The following is a 21,936-nucleotide window of genomic DNA, read 5'->3' as shown; positions in this document are numbered from 1 at the left end:
CTTTTTCAGCTTACATCTGCTCTTCTGGCAGATGCACGACGAGCCCATTCAGCGCCGGGCTGAGACGGATCTGACAGGACAGGCGCGAGCTCGGCTTCACCTCGGCGGCACCGCAGTCCAGCATGTCTTCCTCGCCGTCGCGCCGTTCTCCGGCGGCGTCCAGCCACTCATCGTCCACGTAGCAATGGCAGGTGGCGCACATCATGGCACCGCCGCATTCGCCAACGATGCCTTCCACATCATGAGCCACCGCCGTGTGCATCACGGTGTCGCCCTCTTTCCCGTCCACCTCGGTGCGCGTGCCATCGTGGTGCACGTAGGTCACCTTCACCATGTCTCTCCCTCCTCCATTCGAGACCTTGCGAAATTTGAAACCGCCAGCCTAATTCAGCTTCACCGGCAGATTGATGGGTCCACGGAAGCCGAAGCCTTTCCACTTCACCGCAGAAGGGTCCGGCAGCTCCATGTCCGGGAACCGGTCAAACAGCAGCGGCAGCATGATCTGACCCACCGTGCGGCGGGCGATATGAGCCCCTGCACAGTGATGCGGGCCGCTGCCGAAGGCCTGATGCGGGTTCTTGTCGCGGAAGACGAAGAACTCTTCGCCGTTCTGATAGATATCCTCATCCCGGTTGGCGGAGGCCTGGATGGTCATCACCGTGTCGCCCTTGGGGATCTCGAAGCCGCCGATCTCCGTATCCTCCAACACCCGGCGGGACGAGGCCTGGATCGGTGCCACCCAGCGCACACCCTCTTCAAACGCCTGTTCCCAGGCCTCCTGACGGCGCACCTCTGCCAGCTGATCCGGGTTGCTCAGCAGCCCATAGATGATCGTTGCCAGCGCATCGCGCGGCTCGTTGATGCCCCCGCCGATGGCAATCTTGATGTTGGCGTAGATCTGGCTGAGCGGGATCGGATCGGCCGCATTCAGCATGATCGAATAAGCCGATGCATTGGGCTCGGCCTTGTGGCGGGCCTGAAGCCTGTCGAACAGGGCATTCATCTCCGCATTGGCCTTGTCGCTGGCCTCGAAAGGCTCCGGCCTCCAGCCGAAATTGCCTGCCCCGTCGATGAGAAGCTGCGACCAGCGCTGCATCTCCTCGTCGGTCGCTTCCTCGACGCCAAGGATATGCGCCAGAATGCGCGCCGCCACCGGGCCGCAAAGATCCGTGAACAGATCCACCGTCTCCCCGTGCGGCAGGCGGGAGACATAGTCCTCGGCGATGGACTGGTAGAGCTCCGCCCAGTTGCAGCGGATCGCCTTCGGCGTGAAGGCTGGCTGCATGGCCATGCGCTCGCGCCGGTGCTCTTCCCCGTCCTTGCGCATCAGGGTATGGGCCTGAAAGGCTGGCTTCATCGGCGTGTTGGGATCATCGGAGCTGAACAGGTCCGGATTGTCCTTCACCGCCTTGGTGTGAACGGCCTTGGTCAGGAACGTGCGCTTGACCGAAGCAACGCGGATGACAGGCGTTTCAGCCCGCATGTGGCGGTAGACCGGATAAGGGTCGTCCGTCAGCTGGGCAATCGTGGTGGTCTCGTCGAGTGGCGCGAGCGGCATGTGCAGTCCTCCTCCCTTGATCTGCAATCCGTGGTCCCACGAAAGCGCATGCGCCTTGACGCGGCAATGCGGTTTCCCTGATACCTGAAATCGGAAAATTTGATGGAGCGATTGGGAGAGCGCACCATGCAGGAGGAAAAGCCGGATAACAAACCGGGCACAGGCCGGGCCGGGCCTCTGGGGGTGGATTTTGCCGCGCTCAACACCCTGCATGTGGTGCATGCGCAAGGCTCCTTCAGCCGGGCAGCGGAGGTACTGGGGCTGAATCAGTCGGCGGTCAGCTACACCATCGACAAGCTGCGCAAGGTCTTTGCCGATCCGCTGTTCCTCCGGGTCGAAGGCCAGCAGATGCCCACCGCACGCTGCGAGCAGATCCTCTCCACCACCCGTGCCATGCTGGACGACTTCCTGCGCCTTGCTGAGCCGGACCCGCTGGATCTCGCCCTTATCGAAGGGCGCTATGTCATCGCCTGCAACTACTATGAGCGGATGATCATCATCCCCGAGATCGTGCGCGATCTGCGCCAGGCTGCGCCCGGGTTCAGCATCGAGATCATCCCCTCCGCCGACATCGGCCCGGACCAGCTGGTGCGCTCCCATGCGGACCTGCTGCTTGGCCCCTTCCGCCGCAACGATGCCGCTTTCTACAGCCGCAAACTGTTCGACGAGCATTATGTCTGCGCCATGGACAAGGAGCATCCGCTGGCGGGCAAGGCGCTGACGCTGGAGGACTATCTGGCGCTGGATCATGTCGTCGCCACCTATGGCGGCTTGTGGAAGTCCGGCTATCTCAGGGAGCTGGAGGCCATGGGCCACCGGCTCAAGCCCAGTCTCGAGGTGCCGAGCCCGGCGGGCCTGCCACGCCTCATCCGCACGACCGGCTATGTGGCCACCATGCCGGGCCTGCTGGCGCAGTATTTCTCGGACGAGCTGCACATCACCCCCTGCCCGGTGCCGGCCCCTTTCGACGTGCTGATGGTCTGGACCGAGAGAGTGCACAAGTCCCCGCTCCACCGCCAGATCCGCGAAATCATCGCCCAGTCCGTCAGCCGCACGCTTGGGCGCGGGTGAGCATCAGGCCCCGGCGGGTGCCGGAAACACCAGCGTCACCACCGTGCCCTCACCGGGGGCGGAGAGGATACGGGCATCGCCGCCGGACTGGCGCATGAAGCCATAGACCAGCGCAAGCCCCAGCCCCGCGCCGCCGCTGCCCGGGCGGGTGGTGAAATAGGGCTCGAAGGCCTTGTCGGCGACATCCGGCGTCATGCCCGTGCCGGTGTCCTTCACCTCCAGCACCAGCATGCCCGCCTCGGCCCGGCAGGCCAGAACGATGCTGCCGCCCTGCGGCATGGCGGCGGCTGCATTGAGGCAGAGGTTGAGCACCGACTGCTCGAAGAGGGCCGCATCCGTCTCGATCCTCGGCAAGCGCTCCTCGCAGCGGATCTCCACCTTACAGCTCTCACCCACGGCGATTTCCAGCACATCGGCCATGCTGCGCAGCAGCGCGCCCACATCCACGCTGGCCGGGGTGATGGGCTGCTGGCTGCCGACGGACAGCATGCTGGAGGCCAGTGCCCGGCCCCGGTCTGCCGCCTTGCGGATGCGGGCGAGGTGGCGGCGCTGGCGCTCGTTGAAACTGTCGTCCCGCTCCAGCAGGCCAAGGCTGCCGGTGATGATGCCGATCATGTTGCCCACTTCATGGCTGACCTGATGGGTCATGCGCATGATGCCGTCGAGCCGCTGCGCCCGCGCCGCTTCCGCTTCCTGCCGGTCGGTCTGCGTCACATCCCGCGCCAGCAGCACGATGCCACTGTCGGCCTGCCGGGAGAGGGAGATTTCCGTCACCCGGCCGGTGCTATCCCGGTGGCGCAGGGAGACAGGCCCCGCCAGCAGCCCCGGCTCGCCATCGCCCGGCAGAAGGCGCGGATCCAGTCCCGTCACCGGCCCCACGAAGCGCCGCGCCGGCAGCTTGCGCGCAGCGCCCTTGTGGCCCACCAGTTCGATGACCCGGCGGTTCATGGTGATGGGCTGCCCCTGCGGATCGAACAGGGCAATGCCTTCGTTCATGCTGCGGAAGGTGGAGCGGATGGTGCGCGCGGCCGCTTCCGCCGTCTTGCGCAGGCGCGTCACCCGCTCCACGCTGTCGCGGAAGGCGCGGAAGGCATCCAGCAGCTGCAACAGCTCGCTCTCCCCGCCCGCATAGGAAGGCGGGCCCACATCCTTCTGGCCCTTGGCCAGCGCCTGCATGCCCTGCGACAGATCGACAATCCCACGCGACACCCGCATGGCCGAGCGGATGGAGAGGATGGCAAGCCCCAGCACCAGAACAGCCGCCAGCGCCACCATGATGAGCAGCCGCGTCAGCGCCCCGGAGGCGGCCAGAATGTTCTCGTTGAGGCCGCGCGTCACCGCATCCGACTGGGTTTCGGAGGCGAGCGATAGCTCCCGCGCCACCGCATGCAGCCGGGAAACTGACGAGCGGATCGCATACATTTCAAGAAGATACCGGGTCTGGGCCTCGAACACCCGGTCATAAGGCGCCAGCAGCGCCGGTGAAACCGGCGGCGGACCGGGCACTTCGGCAGAGCCTGCCGTTTCCTGCACATAGCGCCGTTTCAACTCCCCCAGCTGGAACAGGCTGTCAGACCCTGCCGCCAGCTGCACGATGGCATTGAGCCGCCGCCGCACACCCGCATTGGCCACATCGCCCGCCACGGCAATCTCGCCCAGCGCAGCGGCGGCCCTTTCCTTGTGCTGTTGTGCGGCATCCGCATTGGCGGCCAGCACCAGCGTCTGCTCGCGGATCGCCTGCAGCAGCTCCACGATCCGCAACTCTTCCGGCCCGGTCACCGGTCCACCGGACGGCTGGCCGGCCATGGCGGCCAGCAATGTGTCCACTTGCTCCACCAGCGCCCGGCTCTTGCTGGAAACCCGGTAGGGCGAGGTCGCATTCATCAGGAGGGGTGCGCTGGAGACGAGATCCGACACCTGCCGCGACACCAGCGAGGCCTTGGCCAGGCTCGTATAGGCATCGAGCCTGTAGGCCGCCATTTCATCGCGCGCCCGCACCAGCCCGAAGATCGCCACACCCGACAGGCCGAAGACCAGCGCACAGATGAAGACGATGGCAAAGGGCAGCCGGAAGGCGATGGAGGAGAGATAGGGGCGGCTCAGAACGCGGGCGATCACGTGTGCGGTCCGCCTGCACCCGTATGCAGGATGTAGCCCTTGCCGCGCCGGGTCAGCACATGGCGCGGCAGATCGGGGTTGGGCTCGATCTTGCGCCGCAACCGCAGCACCAGCACATCCACGTTCCGGTCGATATGCCTGTCTGTTTCAGCTCCCAGCCGGTCGAGGATCTGGGCGCGGCTGACAGGCGTTTCAGGCGTTGCGGCGAGGATCTCCAGCAGCGCGAATTCCGCCGCCGTCAGCGTGCGGCCCGGATCGTTGCGGCAGACGGCACGGCGGTTTTGCAGGTCGATGGACCAGTCTCCCAGAACGAGGGCCGCCCCATCCACCCCCTCCGTCATGGCCGCAGCCCTGCCCGTCTCTCTCGTGCTGCTGCCCGGCCGTTCGGTGGCCTCTCCGCCGCGCAGGGAAGGGTTCATGCGCCGCAGCAGCGCCTTGATGCGGGCCGTCAGTTCAATGGGCTCGAAAGGCTTCACCACATAGTCGTCTGCCGCCGTTTCCAGTCCCAGCACCCGTTCGGCCGCACTTCCTGCCGCCGTCACCATGATGATGCCAATATCCATGCTGGCCCGCAGGCGCTGCGCAAAGGCGCGGCCCGAGGTGCCCGGCAGATTGTGATCGATCAACACCAGATGCAGCCGCTCTCGCCCCAGCACCTCCGCCGCCGCCTCGGCAGAAGCCGCATGCGCAGGTTCCCAGCCTTCCGCTTCGAGCAGATCGCAGATCAGCTCGGCCATGTCCGGATCGTCTTCGACGACCAGAATCCTCACCTTCTGTGCCAGCAATTTGCAGTCCTCCCATCCGCACTATAGAAGCTGCCAGTCCGGCATTCAAAGCATCTGTTGAAGCGATGAATTGTAATATTTGTAATCTTTGCAGCAACTGAAACAACCTTGCCGGGACACGGCAACAACTGAAACCATTCTTTGATTGCACAACCCTGGTTTCCTGCGCATGTTTCTCCTGTCCGGACATGGAGGATGTCTGGCGGGAGGAACAAGGTGAAGGCAGCAACCGCTCTGGCGGCTGCGCTCGGCTTCTGGCTGGGCGGCACCGCATTGGCTGAACAGACCAGCCCGGCACCCGGCACGCTCAACGTGCTGTGCGGCGTGGATGAGGACTGGTGCGCCACCATGGAAACGGCGTTCGAGCGCCACTCCGGCCTTGAGATCACCATGACCCGGCTCAGCACGGGCGAAATCCTCGATGCCATCCGCATGGACAGCGCAGCACCCACCGTTGACGTGTGGTGGGGCGGCACCGGCGACACCCATCTTCAGGCCGCCGCAGAGGGTTTGCTGGAAGCCTATACCTCGCCGCATGAAGCGGACCTGCTGCCCTGGGCGCAGAACTTTCATGCCATGTCGGGAAGCCTCAGCTCCGGCGTCTATGCCGGTGCGCTCGGCTTTGCCTATAACGCCGATCTTCTGGCACAGCGCCGCCTGCCTGCTCCCTCCTGCTGGAACGATCTGACCGATCCGGCCTACCGGGGGGATATCCAGATCGGCCATCCGGAAACCTCCGGCACCGCCTATACCGCGCTGGCAACCCTGGTGCAGCTCTTCGGAGAAGACGAGGCCTTTGCCTATCTCGGCAGGCTTGGCGCCAATGTCTCCAGCTACACGAAATCCGGCGCGGCACCCGTCAAGGCCGCAGCACGGGGGGATACGCTGATCGGCATCTCGTTCATCCACGATGCCGTCACCCAGAAGCTGGCGGGCTCCCCGCTGGTCATCGTCGCGCCCTGCGAAGGCACGGGCTACGAGATCGGCGCCGTCAGCCTCATCAAGGGATCCCGCAATCCGGAACTGGCCCGCCTCTTTGCCGATTTCACCCTCAGCCCCGAGGGACAGGCCACCGGCGCACAGGCAGGCCAGAACCAGATCCCCGCAAACGCGAAAGCCGCTCTCCCGGCGGCCGCGCCGGATATCTCGCTCATGCGCATGGTCGATTACGACTTTGCCACCTTCGGTTCACCGGCAGAGCGAAGCCGCCTGCTCAAACGCTTCGCGCGGGAAATGACCCTGACGCAATAGGGGCCCGCGCAAACCAACCGGTCCCGCACCGGCCAGTCTCACAGATCTGACAACTGACTGGCGGGCCGCCAACAGGCGGGCCGCACGGGAGAGGTTTGTCCCGCGCCGTCCGCACAACAAGACCGCCTGCCAGGGCGGACCATAACGGAGGAGAACGACCCATGAAGACCACATCCGCATTCACGCTTCTTGCCCTTGCCGCAGGCACAGCTCTTGGCACCAGCGCTGCACAGGCCGCCGGAGACCTCAACCTCATCTGCTCTGCCGACGTGGTGATTTGCGAGCAGATGAAGGGTGATTTCGAGAAGGACCACGACATCAAGGTCAACATGGTGCGCCTCTCGTCGGGCGAGACCTATGCCAAGATCCGCGCCGAAGCCCGCAACCCCAAGACGGACCTCTGGTGGGCAGGCACCGGCGATCCGCATCTTCAGGCAGCCGCTGACGGGCTGACGGAGGAATACAAGTCGCCAATGCTGGACCAGCTGCACACCTGGGCACAGAGCCAGGCGGAAAGCTCCGGATACCGCACGGTCGGCGTTTATGCCGGTGCACTTGGCTGGGGCTACAACACCGAAATCTTCGCCAAGAAAGGCCTCGCCGAACCCACCTGCTGGTCATCGCTGCTTGCCCCGGAACTGAAGGGCGAAATCCAGATGGCCAACCCGAACTCCTCCGGCACCGCCTACACCGCGCTGGCAACGCTGGTGCAGATCATGGGCGAGGACCGGGCGTTCGACTATCTCAAGAGCCTCAACGCCAATGTCTCCCAGTACACCAAATCGGGCTCGGCCCCGGTGAAGGCGGCCGCACGCGGCGAGACCGGCCTTGGCATCGTCTTCATGCATGACGCCGTGTCGCAGGTGGCCGAAGGCTTCCCCGTCAAGGTCATCGCCCCCTGCGAAGGCACGGGCTACGAGATCGGCTCGATGTCCATCGTCAAGGGTGCGCGCAACATGGAAAACGCCAAGATCTGGTACGACTGGGCCCTGAAGCCGGAAGTGCAGTCGCGCATGAAGGAGGCCAAGTCCTTCCAGCTGCCGTCCAACAAGAGCGCCGAGATCCCCGAAGAAGCGCCGCGTTTCGAGCAGATCAAGCTGATCGACTATGACTTCGCCACCTTCGGCAGCAGCGAAACCCGCAAGGCCCTGCTGGAGCGCTGGGACCGGGAAGTCGGCGCCATCGCGCAGTGACGTCCGGCCTGTGAACCTGCAGCACCCGGGTTTTACGGCCCGGGTGCTGCATCCGGCATTCCTTCCCGCTTAAACAACAGGCAGTTTCATGCAGACGAGCAACCGGCGACTGGACTTGCTTCTGGCCCTCGGCGCAGCCGCCCTCATTCTTGTGCCGTGGTACAGGGTCGAAGGCGGCTTCTTCGGCCTGGGCTGGGTGTCCAGCTTTCTCTCCACCCCTGATCTGGAACCGGGCCTGCTGCAGGCAGCCGCCAACGGCCGCCCCTGGGTTTTCGTGGCCATCGCGCTGTTTGCAGCAGGCAGCGCATCGCGCCTGATGAGCGCCCAGCCCGCCCGCGGCCGCCTTCTGGCGGCGGCAGGAGCCGCCGGGGTGCTGTTCATGAGCCTGCAAGGGCTCGCCATCGGTTTCACGGGCTGGAACTGGACCATCAGCGAAACCCTCTTCGGCGCGCTCTCCACCGGTCAGCCCGCCATGGGCGCCGGGGCCATCACGCTCACCGTCGTCTTCGTGCTGATGTTCGCCTTTGGCTGCGCGGAACTCGGCGCCATGAAAGGCGATGCCTTCATCGCCGGCGCCATTTCGCTACTGGTGTTTCTTGTCGCGGTCTTCGTCTTCTATCCCATCGGCAGCATGTTTGCCGGGTCGGTGCAGGACTTCGACGGCTCGTTCAAGCCGGACGGCTTTCTGCGCAACGTGGTGGACCCCAGCATCTGGAGTCTTTCCTGCCTGACCGGAGACGGCCGCTGCGGCGTTGCCTGGCGCACCTTCTGGCTGGCCATCATGACCGGCCTTGGTTCCACCCTGCTCGGCCTTGCCTTTGCGCTGGTCGCCACCCGCACGCGCTTTCCGCTGAAGAAGGGCCTGCGCCTCATCACGGTGCTGCCGATCATCACGCCGCCCTTCGTCATCGGCCTTGCGCTGGTGCTGCTGTTCGGCCGCTCCGGTGTGGTCACGCAAGCCTTGTCGGACCTCTTCGGCATCGAGCCGGGCCGCTGGCTCTATGGCCTCACCGGCATCTGGATCGCGCAGGTGCTGTCCTTCACGCCCATCGCCTTCCTCGTGCTCATCGGCGTGGTGGAAGGGGTCAGCCCCTCGCTGGAAGAAGCCTCTCAAACCCTCAAGGCCGACCGCTGGCGCACCTTCTGGCATGTGTCCCTGCCCCTGATGAAGCCGGGCCTCGCCAATGCCTTCCTCATCGGCTTCATCGAAAGCATGGCCGATTTCGGCAACCCGCTCGTGCTCGGCGGCAGCCATGGCGTGCTCTCGACCGAAATCTTCTTCGCCGTCGTCGGCTCGCAGAATGATCCCTCACGCGCTGCCGTGCTGGCGATGATCCTGCTTGGCTTCACCTTGACGGCCTTTCTCGCCCAGCGTTTCTGGCTGAAGGGCAAGAACTTCGCCACCGTCACCGGCAAGGGCGACAGCGGTTCGCACATTCCCCTGCCGAAGAGCGTTTCGCGCGTGGTCTATGCCATCGTGCTGCCGTGGATGGCCTTCACGCTGGTCATTTACGGCATGATCCTCTTTGGCGGCTTCGTGAAGACCTGGGGTCTAGACCACACGCTGACCCTTGCCCACTATGCCAAGGCCTTCTCGGTCAGCTTCGACGGCGCCAGCTTCGCCTGGACCGGCGTTGCCTGGAACTCCTTCTGGACCACCATCAAGATCGCCCTGCTGGCAGCTCCCCTCACTGCGGCTGTCGGCCTGCTGACGGCCTACATCATCGTCCGGCAGAAATTCGCGGGCCAGAATGCCTTCGAATTCGCGCTGATGATGAGCTTTGCCATCCCCGGCACGGTCATCGGCATCAGCTACATCATGGCCTTCAACCTGCCGCCGCTGGAAATGACAGGCTCGGCACTGATCCTCATCGCCTGCTTTGTCTTCCGCAACATGCCCGTGGGCGTGCGCGGCGGCATTGCGGCCATGAGCCAGCTGGACAAGAGCCTTGACGAGGCCTCCCTCACGTTGCGGGCCACCAGCGCCCGGACCCTGCGCAAGGTGATCCTGCCGCTGTTGCGCCCGGCCATCACCGCCGCGCTGGTCTATTCCTTCGTGCGGGCCATCACCTCCATCAGCGCGGTGATCTTCCTCGTCAGCGCGGAATACAACATGGCCACGTCCTACATCGTCGGCCTTGTCGAGAACGGCGAATATGGCGTCGCCATCGCCTATTCCTCGATGCTCATCGCCGTGATGATCACGGTCATCGCCGGGTTCCAGTTCCTGGTCGGCGAACGGCGCCTGCGCCGCGAGAACCGGGTTTCCGGCCTTGCAGCATCTTCCGAACTCAAGTCCGCTCAGGAGAAAACCGCATGACATCTCACAAGCCCGGCTCCGTGGTCTTCGAGCATGTGCGCAAGGACTTCGGCACTTTCACCGCCGTTCCCGATCTGTCGCTGACGATCGAACCGGGAACCCTCGTCACCCTGCTCGGCCCTTCCGGTTGCGGCAAGACCACCACCTTGCGCATGCTGGCGGGGCTGGAGCACCCGACCGGGGGCAAGATCCTCATCGGCGGCAAGGACGTGACCATGCTGCCCGCCCACGCCCGCGACGTGTCGATGGTGTTCCAGTCCTATGCCCTCTTCCCGCACATGAGTGCGCTGGAAAATGTGGCCTATGGTCTTGAATCCTCCGGCCTCAAGGGCAAGCAGGCCCGCGAGCGCGCCGAAGAAGGGCTGAAGCAGGTCGGCCTCGCCGGCATGGGCCACCGGCTGCCGGCGGAACTCTCCGGCGGCCAGCAGCAGCGTGTCGCCGTTGCCCGTGCGCTGGTGCTGGAGCCGCAGGTTCTGCTGCTCGACGAGCCCCTGTCCAACCTCGACGCCCGCCTGCGCCGCCGGGTGCGCACCGAGATCCGCGAATTGCAGCAGCGCCTCGGCTTCACCGCCGTCTATGTGACGCATGATCAGGACGAGGCGCTGGCCGTGTCGGACACGATCATCGTCATGAAGGATGGCCGCATCGCCCAGTCCGGTGCCCCGCGCGAGCTGTACGAGGCGCCCGCCTCCAGCTTCATCGCCGACTTCATGGGCGAAGCCAACGTGCTGCCGTGTGAAGTGATCGAGACCGATGGCACGAGCGCCCGCGTCCGCCTGGGCCCGCTGGAGCATCAGCTTGCCGCGACGGGCGCGAGAACCGGCAGCGCGCAGCTCGCCATCCGCCCCGGCGCCGTCAGCCTTGCTGCCGGAGAAGCCGCGCCGGGCAGCCTCGCCGGGCGCATCCTCACCTCGGCCTATCTCGGCGACCATGCCGAATATGAGGTGGAAACCGTTGCCGGGACGCTGTTTGTGGTAGACCATGAAACCCCATCCCCCCTGCCCGCCCGCACGGACGTGACCATCCGCCTGCGCCAGCGCGGCATTGCCCTCATCGCAGCCTGATCCTGCCAGTTAAAGGACACAGTCCCCGAAATGACCGCAGACACGCATTCCGCCGCCATCGCCGCCCGCTTCGATCTGGCCAGATCCATCGCAACCGAAGCCGCCGCCCTTGCGCTCGACTATTTCAACCGGCGCGAAACGCTGGTGATCGAGACCAAGGCGAACCTTCAGGACGTTGTCTCCATCGCCGACCGCAACGTGGAACAGCTCATCCGCGAAAAGGTCGCTGCCGCCTTCCCCGATGACGGTTTCCTCGGCGAGGAATATGGCCAGACGGGCGGCACCTCGCCCTATACATGGGTGGTGGACCCGATTGACGGGACGGCGCCCTTCGTCAACGGCCTGCCCACATGGTGCGTTTCGATAGCCGTTGCCCGCGATGGTGCGCCCGTGGTGGGCGTTATTCTCGCACCCGTGCTGCAGGAGACTTTTGCCGCCGCCGAAGGCCATGGCGCCACACTCAACGGCAAGCCGCTGAAGCTTGACCCGTCCCGCACCATGCAGAACGGCCTCACCGGCATCAGCAGCAACAGCCATGTGACGCCCGAGCGCACCGGGGCAATCGTCACGGCGCTGACGGCAAGGGGCGGCAACATGATCCGCAATGGCTCGGGCGCGCTGATGCTGGCCTATGTTTCAGCCGGCCGGCTCGTCGGCTTTTACGAGCCCTACATGCACGCCTGGGACTGCATGGCCGGCTTCTGCCTCGTCAAGGAGGCTGGCGGCTTCCACGAGCCCTTCCCCGCCACCGCCTTCGGCCTCGGCAAGGGCGCCCCTGTCATTGCAGCAGGACCGGGGGCAAAGGACGACATTTGGGCGCTGGCACAGGTGTGAGTTAGGTTTTCACAAAACATCCAAAAACTTCCGTCATGCCATGACTTGATCATGGCATCCATTCCATTGCAGAAAACCCGAAATTACCCTGTCAGACAGAGAGATTACTCTCACTTATCAAGTCTGAATCAAACGGGGTGGATGCCATGATCAAGTCATGGCATGACGAAACATTATATGCCTACATCAACCTCCAAACACAAAGACCGGGCATTTCTGCCCGGCCTTTGGCGTTCCTATTCTGACGCAGCGGTCAGATGAAGGCGCGGATGGCGCGTTCGACGCCGCGCAATTCGGCAAGGCCGCGCAGGCGGCCGATGGCCGGGTAGCCGGGGTTGGAGGTCTTGCGCAGGTCATCCAGCAGCTGGTGACCATGGTCCGGGCGCATCGGCAGTTCGATGCCCCGGCGGCGCTCGGCCAGAAGCACGGCCTTGATCACCGCAACCATGTCCACGTCGCCATCAAGGTGAGCGGCTTCATGGAAGCTGCGCGGATCGGCCTCGCGCTTGGTGGCACGCAGATGCAGGAAATGCACACGGTCTGCGTGGGTTTCGAACATCTCGACCAGATTGTTGTCCGGCCGCACGCCATAGGAGCCGGTGCAGAAGGTGAAGCCGTTGGCGGGGCTGTCCACCATCGCTGCAATCGCCTTCATGTCAGCGGCGGTGGAAACCACGCGCGGCAGGCCGAACAGCGGGCGCGGCGGATCATCGGGATGGATGGCGAGCACGACGCCCTCCTTCTCGGCCACCGGAATCACCATCTTCAGAAAGGCGGCGAGATTGGCGCGCAGGCGCTCCGCATCGACTTCGGCATAGGTGGCAAGGCGGGCGCGGAAGCTGTCGAGCGAATAGCTCTCCTCTGCACCCGGCAGGCCGGCGATGATGTTGGCCATCAGCTTGGCCACATCAGCTTCGCTCATGGCAGCGTGAGCGGCGCGGGCCTGGTCGATTTCCTGCGCGCTGTATTCAGCCTCTGCGCCTTCGCGCTTCAGGATGAACAGGTCGAAGGCGGCAAAGGCATCGGCATCAAAGCGCAGGCAACGGGCGCCGTCCGGCAGCTCGAAGGCCAGATCCGTACGGGTCCAGTCGATCACCGGCATGAAGTTGTAGCAAATGGTCCGGATGCCGCAGCGGGCAAGGTTCACCATGCTCGCCACCCAGGCTTCGGCATAACGCTCCCACCCCGGCGCGGCGGTCTTGATGTCTTCATGGATCGGAATGCTCTCGACAACCGACCAGGCGAGCCCGGCTGCCTCGATCATGGCCTTGCGCTCGAGAATGCGCTCCACCGGCCAGACCGTGCCATTGGGCTGGTCATGCAGGGCGGAAACGATGCCGGTGGCACCAGCCTGACGAATATCGGCGAGCGAGACGGGATCGGCCGGGCCGAACCAGCGCCATGTCTGTTCCATGATGGGTTTCCTCAATTGGAGGCGGTTGGGGGGACTTGGAAGGAAATGCCGGACGGCCTGCCCTGCTCAATCCTGCGGGCGGGCCAGGTTCCGGCGGAAACTCGGTTCAGCGGGCCAATGCCCTTCGTCAGTGCTCCACTCTCTCCCCGCAGAGCCCGCCTTCAGGAGACGGCAGTTGCGGCGGGGCGGCTGTCGAACAGATAGCCATCAAACTGCGGGTCATCCACGTCGGACAGTTCCATCAGGGTCTGGCGCACGTTTTCAAGGTGCTGCCACATCGCCTGCCGGGCTGCGCGCGGGTCGCGGCACTGCAGGGCAGTGAGGATCGCCTGATGATCCTCCAGCCAGCGGTGCCGGTAGGTCCGGTCGAAGATGCGCGCATGCAGGCGGGCCCACATGGGGCTCTGCTCGCGCTTGCGCCACAGCTCGTCGATCATGTCGACCAGCACGCTGTTCTGGGTGGCTTCGGCGATGAGATGATGAAACAGCTCGTCACCGGAATAGTCACCCGTGTCCTCTGCGATGGCACGGCGCTCCATCTCCATCGCCTCGCGCAGGCGCAGGATGTCGGCCTTGGTCACAGTGGTGGCTGCAAAGGCGGCGATGGAGCTTTCCAGCACCTGCCGCGCCTGCAGCAATTCGAAAGGGCCGATGTCTCCGCGCGTGCCGGTGTCATCACCGGCGGGCACCTTCACCACATAGGTGCCGGAGCCCTTGCGCACATCGACAAGCCCTTCGATTTCGAGCCTCAGGATCGCCTCGCGCACGATGGAGCGCGAAACACCCAGCTCGTCAGAAATCTGCCGCTCGGGCTTCATGCGGTCGCCGGGCTGATAGGTTCCCCCGGCCAGCTCCCGCCGCAGGGCCTCCGCCACCTCCTCGTAGCGCCGCCTGCCGGATGCCTCGATCATCTTCTTCCTCCATCCGGCGTCAGGACCCGTTCCCATGGCCCCGCTCCTCCTGCCGGTCTGCTTCAATCCTCAAGTGTCCGGCAAACGGCCACATCGCGTCAATTGCAGGATGCAGCGCTAATGCCCACCTTCCCCCTGAAACATAAGAGGAATCCGGGTGCAGAGCACCCGGATTCCGGTTGTCTTACTCGCCAGCAGCCTGAATGCGCTTGATGAGGTCAGCCACGCGCGGAGACTTGGCGGCAGCTTCCTCGATCATCGGCTTCACGGCTTCAGCGAACGGAGCCTTCTCGACGGCCACGAACTTCACGCCCATTTCCTTCTCGGCCTGCACCTTGCCGGCGGCAACCTGCTCGTTCCAGCTGGCGCGGTGCAGGTCCATGGACTCATGGGCAGCCTGCTTCAGTGCAGTCTTTTCTTCATCCGACAGGCTGTCCCAGGTCTGGGTGGAGACCAGAACCACGGAGGGAACCATGGTGTGCTCGTCCTCGGAGAAGATCTTGGCGACTTCACCATGACGGGCAGTGGTCAGAGCCAGCGGGTTGTTCTCGGCGCCATCAACCACGCCCTGCTGCAGGGCGCTGTACAGCTCGCCATAGGCAATCGGGGTCGGGCTTGCGCCCATCAGCTCGACCATGCGGATCGCGGTCGGGCTCGGCTGCACGCGGATCTTCATGCCCTTCAGGTCGGCCGGGGACTTGATTTCCTTGTTGGCATAGAAGGAGCGCGCGCCTTCCACGTAATAGGCGATGCCAACGAAACCCTTGTCCTTCGAAGCTTCGAGAATGTCGGTGCCGATCTCGCCGGAGAACACCTTGTAGGCGTGCTCTTCGTCCTTGAACAGGAACGGCAGGTTCAGCGGGGTGTAGGATTCGTCGAAGGCTTCCAGCTCGCTGGCGTTGGAGCGGGCCATGTCGAGCGAACCGTTCTGCAGCATTTCCATGGATTCGCGCTGGTTGCCCAGCTGCGCGTTCGCATAGACGCGGATCTTGAGATCGCCGTTGGTGAGTTCATCCACACGCTTGGCCATGAATTCCATCGACTTGTGCAGCGGATGGTCTTCCGGGTTGTTGTGGTTGAGCTTCAGGGTGCGGGCGTCGGCGGTTGCGGAAAAAGCCAGCAGGGCTGCACCAGCCAGAGCGCCGAGACGATAGGTCATACGCATGTCAAATTACCTCCCGATGATACTTCAAGGATGCGCGCGGCGAGGAACCTCCCCCTGCCGGCTACATCGGAAACCGGCGGCACCCTCCGACCAGATTGGTTGATCAAAAAGGCCCGGCGCGCGACCAGAAATTTCGTCAAAGCACAGCCAATGTCAACCGGTTTTGAAAATTGGTTGACCAATTACCGGAAATAGGTTTTCTCTGGCCAGCCGGTTAAAGGAGCAAAACGCCTCTTTTCCGGGCATTGTCTGAGGTTTTCAACACCGGGACAGTTGTCAGCAGAGGTGGCATAAACCGCCGCATCGAACCGCCGCATGACCAGTACGCCCTTAAAAGGCGCGGGCCTGGGGCAGGAAAGCGGACAACCGGTATGGCAAACCGGCAGACCAAGCTTGAAAGGCAGGCCGGGACATAAAAGGTCCCGGGAGGAAACAGGGGCCTTGCATCTTTGCCCCACGAGGAGGACATGCAGCCATGCATGCACTGAAAGCCCGCGTAGACTACGCTTTGGGCCTGTTCATCGCCGCGGTCTTCGCGGTTCTGGTCGCCTGCGTCGTCTGGCAGGTGGTGTCGCGCTACATTCTTGGCACGCCCAGCACCCTGACGGACGAGACCGCAAGATTCCTGTTCATGTGGATTGGCCTTATCGGCGCTGCCTACACCCTTGGCCAGCGCAAGCACCTGGCCATTGACGTGCTGCTGCAGATGTCGTCCCCAAAGGTCGCGCGTATTCTCGCACTGATCGTCACCGCCCTGATCGCGGCCTTCGCCGCCATCGTCATGGTCAAGGGCGGACTTGCGCTCGTACAGAAGACACTTGCCTCCGGCCAGGTCACCCCGTCGCTGCGCCTGCCGATGGGCTATGTCTATGCTGCCGTGCCACTGTCCGGCGGCATGATGCTGCTCTATTGCGCCGAATTTGCCGCGGGCCTCGTGACAGGCCGCTATGCCCCCGTTGAAGATCTTGAAGCCGATGCAACTGCCGGCACTGACCAGGGCCAAGGATAATCCATGATGGAAAGCGAACTGATCAGCGCCCTCACCCTGTTTGGCGCCTTCTTCCTGCTGATGTTCATTGGCGTTCCGGTCGCCTTCGCCATCGGCATTGCAACGGTCGTCACCTTCACCCTGTTCCTGACTTTCGACCAGTCGATCTTCAACACGGCGCAGCAGCTGGCATCGGGCCTCGACAGCTTCACCCTGCTGGCAGTGCCCTTCTTCATTCTGGCCGGCAACATCATGAACCGTGGCGGCATTGCCCTGCGCCTCATCGAGTTCGCCAAGGTGCTTGGCGGCCGCCTGCCGGGCTCGCTCGCCCACTGCAACGTGCTGGCCAACATGATGTTTGGCGCCATCTCCGGCTCCGCCGTGGCTGCAGCTGCTGCCGTTGGCGGCGTGATGGCACCGCTGCAGAAGAAGGAAGGCTATGACCCCGCCTTCTCGGCAGCCGTCAACATTGCCTCCTGCCCCACCGGCCTGCTGATTCCGCCGTCAACCACCTTCATCGTCTTCTCGCTGATTTCCGGCGGCACCTCCATCGCTGCACTGTTCGTCGCAGGCTATGTGCCCGGCATCCTCATGGGCCTTGGCATCATGATCATCGCCGGTATCGTGGCAAAGAAGCGCGGTTATCCGGTCGCCCCCCGTCCAAGCTGGAAAGAAGTGGCCAGCAAGACCGGTGACGCAATTCTGCCGCTGGGCCTCATCGTCGTCATCATGGGCGGCATCATCGGCGGCGCCTTCACGGCGACCGAAGCCTCTGCCGTTGCCGTGGTCTACACCCTGATCCTTGCGCTGTTCTGGTACCGTGAGATCGGCGTCAAGGACCTGCCGGCCATTTTCCTGGAGTCTGCCGTCACCACGTCCATCGTGCTGCTGATGATCGGCTGCTCCATCGCCATGTCCCGTGTCATGGCCTTTGCCGACATCCCCTTCACGGTGTCCGACCTGCTGCTGTCACTCTCCGACAACCCGCTGGTGCTGCTGCTGATCATCAACATTGCGCTGCTGATCGTCGGCATGTTCATGGACATGACGCCAGCACTGCTTATCTTCACGCCCATCTTCCTGCCGGTGGTGAAAGATCTGGGCATGGACCCGGTCCATTTCGGCGTGATGATGACCTTCAACCTGTGCATCGGCATCTGCACTCCGCCGGTGGGCTCGGCGCTGTTTGTCGGCTGTTCGGTCGCAAAGGTGTCCATCGCCCGTGTCATCCGCCCGTTGCTGCCGATGATGGCCATGCAGCTCGCCGTGCTGCTGCTGATCACCTACGTTCCGGATCTGAGCCTGGCGCTGCCGCGCCTGCTGCTGGGTTATGGCGGCTGACGCTGGAGACAAGTCATGAAAACGCTTGAGACATTCACCCTCACCCGTTCCATCGAGGCTGGCATCGAGCTGGCCATCGAAGGCCGCCACGTGATGACCGTGGAAGTGCTGGAAGACGCCCTGTTCCGCGTGCAGCTGCGCAAAAACGGCGACTTCCGCCTTGGCCGCAGCTGGACCGTGGCCCCCAAGCCTGAAGGCACGGCCACACCTTGCGAAACCCCGTGGGAAGGCCGCTCGCGGCGTGACCTTTCCGGCTTCACCTGCCCGGCCTTCAAGCTGACGGACAATGGCGAGGCGGGCATCGTCCTCACCACGGACAAGCTCCGCCTCACCATCACGAAGCCGCTCACCTTCGTGTGGGAAGCGAAACAGGCCGATGGCAGCTTCCTCGTCTTTGCCGAAGACCGCCCGACCGGCGCCTATCTGCTGGACGTGAAGTCCCACGCCCATGCCCATTTCCTGCTGCGCAAGACCGGCGAGCGGGTCTACGGCCTTGGCGAAAAGGCAGGCGATGTGGAACGCTCCGGCCGCCGTTTCGAGATGCGCAACCTCGACGCCATGGGCTACGACGCCCGCTCGACGGACCCGCTCTACAAGCACTGGCCCTTCAGCGTCACCCGCACGGCCTCAGCCGGTGCCTTCGGCATCTTCTACGACAACCTTGCAGGCAGCTGGTTCGATCTCGGCAACGAGCTGGACAACTACCACAAGCCCTACCGTGCCTACCGCGCCGAGGACGGCGACCTCGACTATTACATGAGCTGGGGCGCCTCGGTTCTGGATGTGGTCAAGGCCAATGTCCGCCTCACCGGCGGCACCGCCTTCCCACCGCTGTGGACCATCGGCTACTCCGGCTCGACGATGCATTACACCGATGCAGACAACGCGCAGGAGCAGCTGGAAGGCTTCGTCCGGCTGGTGGAAGAGCACGACATTCCCTGCGACAGCTTCCAGCTGTCCTCGGGCTACACCTCCATTGGCCTGAAGCGCTACGTCTTCAACTGGAACACGGACAAGGTGCCGGACCCAGCAGGCATGTCGGCGAAATTCGCCGCCGCCGGTCTGCATCTGGCGGCCAACATCAAGCCCTGCCTGCTGCAGGACCACCCGATGTTCGCCGATGTGACAGCGAAGAAGCTTTTCGTTCTCGACAGCGAGAGCGGCACGCCCGCCCGTTCGGTGTTCTGGGATGACGAGGGCGCGCACCTCGACTTCACCAACCCGCAAACCATCGCCTGGTGGCAGCAGAACGTGACCGAGAAACTGCTCGGCTACGGCATCAACTCCACCTGGAACGACAACAACGAATACGAGATCTGGGACAGCCACGCCCGCTGCAACGGCTTTGGCGAGACCATCGACATTGGCCTGATCCGTCCGCTGATGCCGGTACTGATGACCCGCGCCAGCTACGAGGCGCAGGTGCGCCACCAGCCGGATGTGCGCCCCTATCTCATCTCCCGTTCCGGTGCACCGGGGCTGCAGCGTTACGCCCAGACCTGGTCCGGCGACAACCGCACCGCCTGGGAGACCGTGCGCTACAACACCCGCATGGGCCTCGGAATGTCGCTCTCCGGCCTCTACAACATCGGCCATGACGTAGGTGGCTTTGCCGGTCCGCGTCCCGAGCCGGAGCTGTTCGTGCGCTGGGTGCAGAACGGCATCTTCCACCCGCGCTTCACCATCCATTCCTGGAACGACGACCGCACGGTCAACGAGCCCTGGATGTTCCCGGAGGTGACGGACCACATCCGCAACGCGATCAAGTTCCGCTACCGCCTGCTTCCGTATCTCTACACGGTGCTGCATGCGGCAGTGACGGCTGACGAGCCGATGCTTCGCCCCACCTTCCTCGACCATGAGAGTGACGCACTCACCTTTGCCGAAAGCGACGAATTCCTGATCGGCCGCGACCTGCTGGTGGCGAGCGTCATGGACAAGGGCGCCACATCGCGCAAGCTCTATCTGCCGGAGAACAGCATAGGCTGGTGGAACTTCTGGACTGGCGAATGGCATGCAGGCGGTCAGGAACTCACCCTGCCCGTCACGCTTGGCTCCATGCCGCTGTTCGTGCGCGCCGGCAGCGTGCTGCCACTGGCCGAAGGCCTGACCCGCGCCGACAGCCGCAAGGACACGGCCCGCACCCTCGCCATTTTCCCGGCACAAGGGGCAGCTTCCAGCGTCAGTCATGAATATGCGGACGACGGCTTTGCCGCGAACGCGCTGGACGGCAACCATGCCCTGATCCGCATGGAACTGACCAGCGATGCAGACAGCATCAGCCTCACCCTCTCCCGCACGGGCACCTACTCCCCGGCATGGGCTGAGGCAAAGGTGATCCTGCCGGCCGGCGAAACGCGTAAGCTGACAGTGAACGGCGTTGTGGCTGCAAACGGCGCCACGGTCACCGTTCCGGCCGCCTGACATCAGAGGCGGGCGGCAGCGCCCGCCACAAGAACCCCGGCGGTCCGAGGACCGCCACAACAAGAAGAGCTTGGACACCGGCCATGCCGGCAAGTCCGGGCCTTTTTCAAAGTCCTCCCAAGACGCACCTCGGCGCGGATGACCCCGGTCATCCGCGCTTTCTTTTTGTCCGGGAGCTGCGCAAGCATCACACCGGGCTGTTCAGAAGATGCGTTCTGCTTCGGATAATTTCTGGACATAAATTTTCGTAGCGGCAAAAGTCCTCGTAGATCTGTTATCAGATCATTCTGCGCCTCAGCCAGCAAGACGGGGGACCTTTCATGGACGATCAGGATACGGAATTCATCAAGCTGGGGGACATATTCTTTGAGGCAGCTGTCAACCCTGACCTATGGGACAGGGCTCTCGCCGGTTTTTCAGATTTCACCGGCGGATCTTCTGTAAACCTTGTCGTTCTGGACAAGCCCGGCGCGCCACCGGTGATTGAGCATTTTGTCCGGAGAGATGATGCAGCCTACGCCCGCTATCTCGGTGACTATTTCGCCATTGAGCGCCGGGTGCCGCGGATTGCGGCGGCACAGGTCGGCAGGATCCTGCTGGAACAGGATGTGCTGAGCGAGGAAGAGAAGCGGCAGGACACGGTCTACAATGAGATTCTGGCCGGCAACGGCATGCGCAATCTCGCGCTTGCCAACCTGTCCAGCGGCCGCCTTCTCATGGGCATCGGCATAGCCCCGCAGAATGATACAGACCCGTTCGAACCAGATCAGTTGACACGGCTGGCCCGGTTACTGCCGCATCTGCGCAATGCGCTCAGCTTCTATACGATCAAAATTCAGCTGCAACTGCAACGGCAGATGCTGGCTGATCTCTTTGCCCTTGAGGGCAAGGGGGGCGTGGTGCTGGACATGAACCGGAGGGTGCTGTTTGCCAATGCACTTGCCGAGACGCAGTTTTCCAGCGGCCTCATTTCGGTGCGCCAAGGCACTGTCACCTTCCGGCACCGCAACAGTGAAATGGCCTGGCAACGCGCCTTGCAGGATCTCCAGGACGGGGAAGGCGCGGGATCAGCAAGCTTCATGGCCGAAACCCTGAAACGCTCGCCATGACGGGTGTCCGAGTGCTTTCGGCGGCCCCTATTCTCGAACAGTTTCCGATGTTCACTGCCCCTGCCATGCTAATGCTGCTCACGCCCATCAATCCGGGTCTGGCAATCAGTTCCGCAGAGGTTGCCCGCTTTGGTGCGCTCTTCAGGCTGACACCGGCCGAATGCCGGGTGATCGAGGCCATTTCCGCAGGCACAGGACTGGATGATCACGCAAGCCAGCAGGGCATCCGGCTCGATACGGCCCGCAAGCAGTTGAAGTCCGCCATGGCAAAATGCGGTGTCACCAGCCAGAAAGCACTCATTTCCCGGCTGGAACGCTTCTGCCTGTTTGCCTTGCGGTAACAAAAAGGAAGGACAGCAAGAGCCGCCCTTCCGATCAACTGAAAAGTAC

Annotated in this window: 18 protein-coding genes; 11 read left to right on the top strand and 7 right to left on the bottom strand. The window is 63.6% G+C overall.

Annotated features, from left to right (window positions below):
• Nucleotides 1-10: 10 nt before the first annotated feature.
• Complete coding sequence (locus tag H163_RS0107020; RefSeq protein ID WP_019963852.1) at nt 11-334, bottom strand: 2Fe-2S iron-sulfur cluster-binding protein; 324 nt, start codon at nt 332-334, stop codon at nt 11-13.
• Between the two features lie 48 nt (nt 335-382).
• Nucleotides 383-1,558, bottom strand: coding sequence for a cytochrome P450 (locus H163_RS0107015; RefSeq protein WP_019963851.1), 1,176 nt, complete (start codon nt 1,556-1,558; stop codon nt 383-385).
• Nucleotides 1,559-1,660: 102 nt separating this feature from the next.
• Between H163_RS0107015 and H163_RS0107010 the strand changes: the two genes are divergently transcribed.
• Entirely contained in the window at nt 1,661-2,629 is a 969-nt protein-coding gene (locus H163_RS0107010; RefSeq protein WP_081625977.1) for a LysR family transcriptional regulator, read from the top strand.
• Nucleotides 2,630-2,632: 3 nt separating this feature from the next.
• On the opposite strand, the gene H163_RS0107005 is transcribed toward H163_RS0107010, so the two are convergent.
• Complete coding sequence (locus H163_RS0107005; RefSeq protein ID WP_019963849.1) at nt 2,633-4,747, bottom strand: sensor histidine kinase; 2,115 nt, start codon at nt 4,745-4,747, stop codon at nt 2,633-2,635.
• A complete protein-coding gene (locus H163_RS0107000) occupies nt 4,744-5,532 on the bottom strand; it encodes a response regulator transcription factor (RefSeq protein WP_019963848.1) in 789 nt (262 codons plus the stop codon). Before H163_RS0107000 ends, H163_RS0107005 begins: the two co-directional genes overlap by 4 nt.
• A gap of 216 nt (nt 5,533-5,748) precedes the next feature.
• On the opposite strand from H163_RS0107000, the gene H163_RS0106995 reads away from it, so the two are divergent.
• The 5 genes from H163_RS0106995 to H163_RS0106975 all read left to right on the top strand — a co-directional run bounded on the left by H163_RS0106995 (nt 5,749) and on the right by H163_RS0106975 (nt 12,194).
• Complete coding sequence (locus H163_RS0106995) at nt 5,749-6,783, top strand: ABC transporter substrate-binding protein (protein ID WP_026355551.1); 1,035 nt, start codon at nt 5,749-5,751, stop codon at nt 6,781-6,783.
• Between the two features lie 161 nt (nt 6,784-6,944).
• Nucleotides 6,945-7,976 carry an ABC transporter substrate-binding protein gene (locus H163_RS0106990; protein ID WP_019963846.1) on the top strand — a complete coding sequence of 344 codons (1,032 nt, stop codon included), beginning with the start codon at nt 6,945-6,947 and terminating at the stop codon, nt 7,974-7,976.
• Nucleotides 7,977-8,064: 88 nt separating this feature from the next.
• Nucleotides 8,065-10,296, top strand: a complete 2,232-nt coding sequence (locus H163_RS0106985; RefSeq protein ID WP_026355550.1) for an ABC transporter permease — start codon at nt 8,065-8,067, stop codon at nt 10,294-10,296.
• Nucleotides 10,293-11,360: an ABC transporter ATP-binding protein gene (locus H163_RS0106980; protein WP_019963844.1), complete on the top strand. Its 1,068-nt coding sequence runs from the start codon at nt 10,293-10,295 to the stop codon at nt 11,358-11,360. The genes H163_RS0106985 and H163_RS0106980 overlap by 4 nt, the downstream gene beginning before the upstream one ends.
• A gap of 30 nt (nt 11,361-11,390) precedes the next feature.
• Complete coding sequence (locus H163_RS0106975; RefSeq protein ID WP_019963843.1) at nt 11,391-12,194, top strand: inositol monophosphatase family protein; 804 nt, start codon at nt 11,391-11,393, stop codon at nt 12,192-12,194.
• Between the two features lie 253 nt (nt 12,195-12,447).
• On the opposite strand, the gene uxuA is transcribed toward H163_RS0106975, so the two are convergent.
• From uxuA to H163_RS0106960, 3 genes are all read right to left on the bottom strand, one after another.
• Nucleotides 12,448-13,608, bottom strand: coding sequence for a mannonate dehydratase (gene uxuA / locus H163_RS0106970; RefSeq protein ID WP_019963842.1), 1,161 nt, complete (start codon nt 13,606-13,608; stop codon nt 12,448-12,450).
• A gap of 161 nt (nt 13,609-13,769) precedes the next feature.
• Nucleotides 13,770-14,519, bottom strand: a complete 750-nt coding sequence (locus tag H163_RS0106965) for an FCD domain-containing protein (protein WP_019963841.1) — start codon at nt 14,517-14,519, stop codon at nt 13,770-13,772.
• Nucleotides 14,520-14,703: 184 nt separating this feature from the next.
• A complete protein-coding gene (locus H163_RS0106960; RefSeq protein WP_051105338.1) occupies nt 14,704-15,684 on the bottom strand; it encodes a TRAP transporter substrate-binding protein in 981 nt (326 codons plus the stop codon).
• 475 nt (nt 15,685-16,159) lie between these two features.
• Here H163_RS0106960 and H163_RS0106955 point away from each other — a divergent pair, with 475 nt between their 5' ends.
• The 5 genes from H163_RS0106955 to H163_RS0106935 all read left to right on the top strand — a co-directional run bounded on the left by H163_RS0106955 (nt 16,160) and on the right by H163_RS0106935 (nt 21,887).
• A complete protein-coding gene (locus H163_RS0106955; RefSeq protein WP_019963839.1) occupies nt 16,160-16,693 on the top strand; it encodes a TRAP transporter small permease in 534 nt (177 codons plus the stop codon).
• 3 nt (nt 16,694-16,696) lie between these two features.
• Entirely contained in the window at nt 16,697-18,013 is a 1,317-nt protein-coding gene (locus tag H163_RS0106950; protein WP_019963838.1) for a TRAP transporter large permease, read from the top strand.
• 15 nt (nt 18,014-18,028) lie between these two features.
• Complete coding sequence (locus tag H163_RS0106945; protein WP_019963837.1) at nt 18,029-20,437, top strand: glycoside hydrolase family 31 protein; 2,409 nt, start codon at nt 18,029-18,031, stop codon at nt 20,435-20,437.
• Nucleotides 20,438-20,757: 320 nt separating this feature from the next.
• Complete coding sequence (locus H163_RS0106940) at nt 20,758-21,546, top strand: hypothetical protein (protein ID WP_019963836.1); 789 nt, start codon at nt 20,758-20,760, stop codon at nt 21,544-21,546.
• Nucleotides 21,543-21,887 carry a helix-turn-helix transcriptional regulator gene (locus H163_RS0106935; protein ID WP_147290448.1) on the top strand — a complete coding sequence of 115 codons (345 nt, stop codon included), beginning with the start codon at nt 21,543-21,545 and terminating at the stop codon, nt 21,885-21,887. Before H163_RS0106940 ends, H163_RS0106935 begins: the two co-directional genes overlap by 4 nt.
• Nucleotides 21,888-21,936: the final 49 nt, after the last annotated feature.

Origin of the sequence: Pannonibacter phragmitetus DSM 14782, assembly GCF_000382365.1 — a bacterium.
Lineage (GTDB): Bacteria > Pseudomonadota > Alphaproteobacteria > Rhizobiales > Stappiaceae > Pannonibacter > Pannonibacter phragmitetus.
Note: the sequence above shows the minus strand (reverse complement) of the source record. Positions and strands in the feature narration are given on the sequence as shown.

Excerpts from the sequence above, each read along its gene's own strand:
- H163_RS0107020 (WP_019963852.1), bottom strand. The coding sequence starts at position 334 with ATGGTGAAGGTGACCTACGTGCACCACGATGGCACGCGCACCGAGGTG.
- H163_RS0107015 (WP_019963851.1), bottom strand. The coding sequence starts at position 1,558 with ATGCCGCTCGCGCCACTCGACGAGACCACCACGATTGCCCAGCTGACG.
- H163_RS0107010 (WP_081625977.1), top strand. The coding sequence starts at position 1,661 with ATGGAGCGATTGGGAGAGCGCACCATGCAGGAGGAAAAGCCGGATAAC.
- H163_RS0106990 (WP_019963846.1), top strand. The coding sequence starts at position 6,945 with ATGAAGACCACATCCGCATTCACGCTTCTTGCCCTTGCCGCAGGCACA.
- H163_RS0106985 (WP_026355550.1), top strand. The coding sequence starts at position 8,065 with ATGCAGACGAGCAACCGGCGACTGGACTTGCTTCTGGCCCTCGGCGCA.
- H163_RS0106980 (WP_019963844.1), top strand. The coding sequence starts at position 10,293 with ATGACATCTCACAAGCCCGGCTCCGTGGTCTTCGAGCATGTGCGCAAG.
- H163_RS0106975 (WP_019963843.1), top strand. The coding sequence starts at position 11,391 with ATGACCGCAGACACGCATTCCGCCGCCATCGCCGCCCGCTTCGATCTG.
- uxuA (WP_019963842.1), bottom strand. The coding sequence starts at position 13,608 with ATGGAACAGACATGGCGCTGGTTCGGCCCGGCCGATCCCGTCTCGCTC.
- H163_RS0106965 (WP_019963841.1), bottom strand. The coding sequence starts at position 14,519 with ATGATCGAGGCATCCGGCAGGCGGCGCTACGAGGAGGTGGCGGAGGCC.
- H163_RS0106960 (WP_051105338.1), bottom strand. The coding sequence starts at position 15,684 with ATGCGTATGACCTATCGTCTCGGCGCTCTGGCTGGTGCAGCCCTGCTG.
- H163_RS0106955 (WP_019963839.1), top strand. The coding sequence starts at position 16,160 with ATGCATGCACTGAAAGCCCGCGTAGACTACGCTTTGGGCCTGTTCATC.
- H163_RS0106950 (WP_019963838.1), top strand. The coding sequence starts at position 16,697 with ATGATGGAAAGCGAACTGATCAGCGCCCTCACCCTGTTTGGCGCCTTC.
- H163_RS0106945 (WP_019963837.1), top strand. The coding sequence starts at position 18,029 with ATGAAAACGCTTGAGACATTCACCCTCACCCGTTCCATCGAGGCTGGC.
- H163_RS0106940 (WP_019963836.1), top strand. The coding sequence starts at position 20,758 with ATGGACGATCAGGATACGGAATTCATCAAGCTGGGGGACATATTCTTT.
- H163_RS0106935 (WP_147290448.1), top strand. The coding sequence starts at position 21,543 with ATGACGGGTGTCCGAGTGCTTTCGGCGGCCCCTATTCTCGAACAGTTT.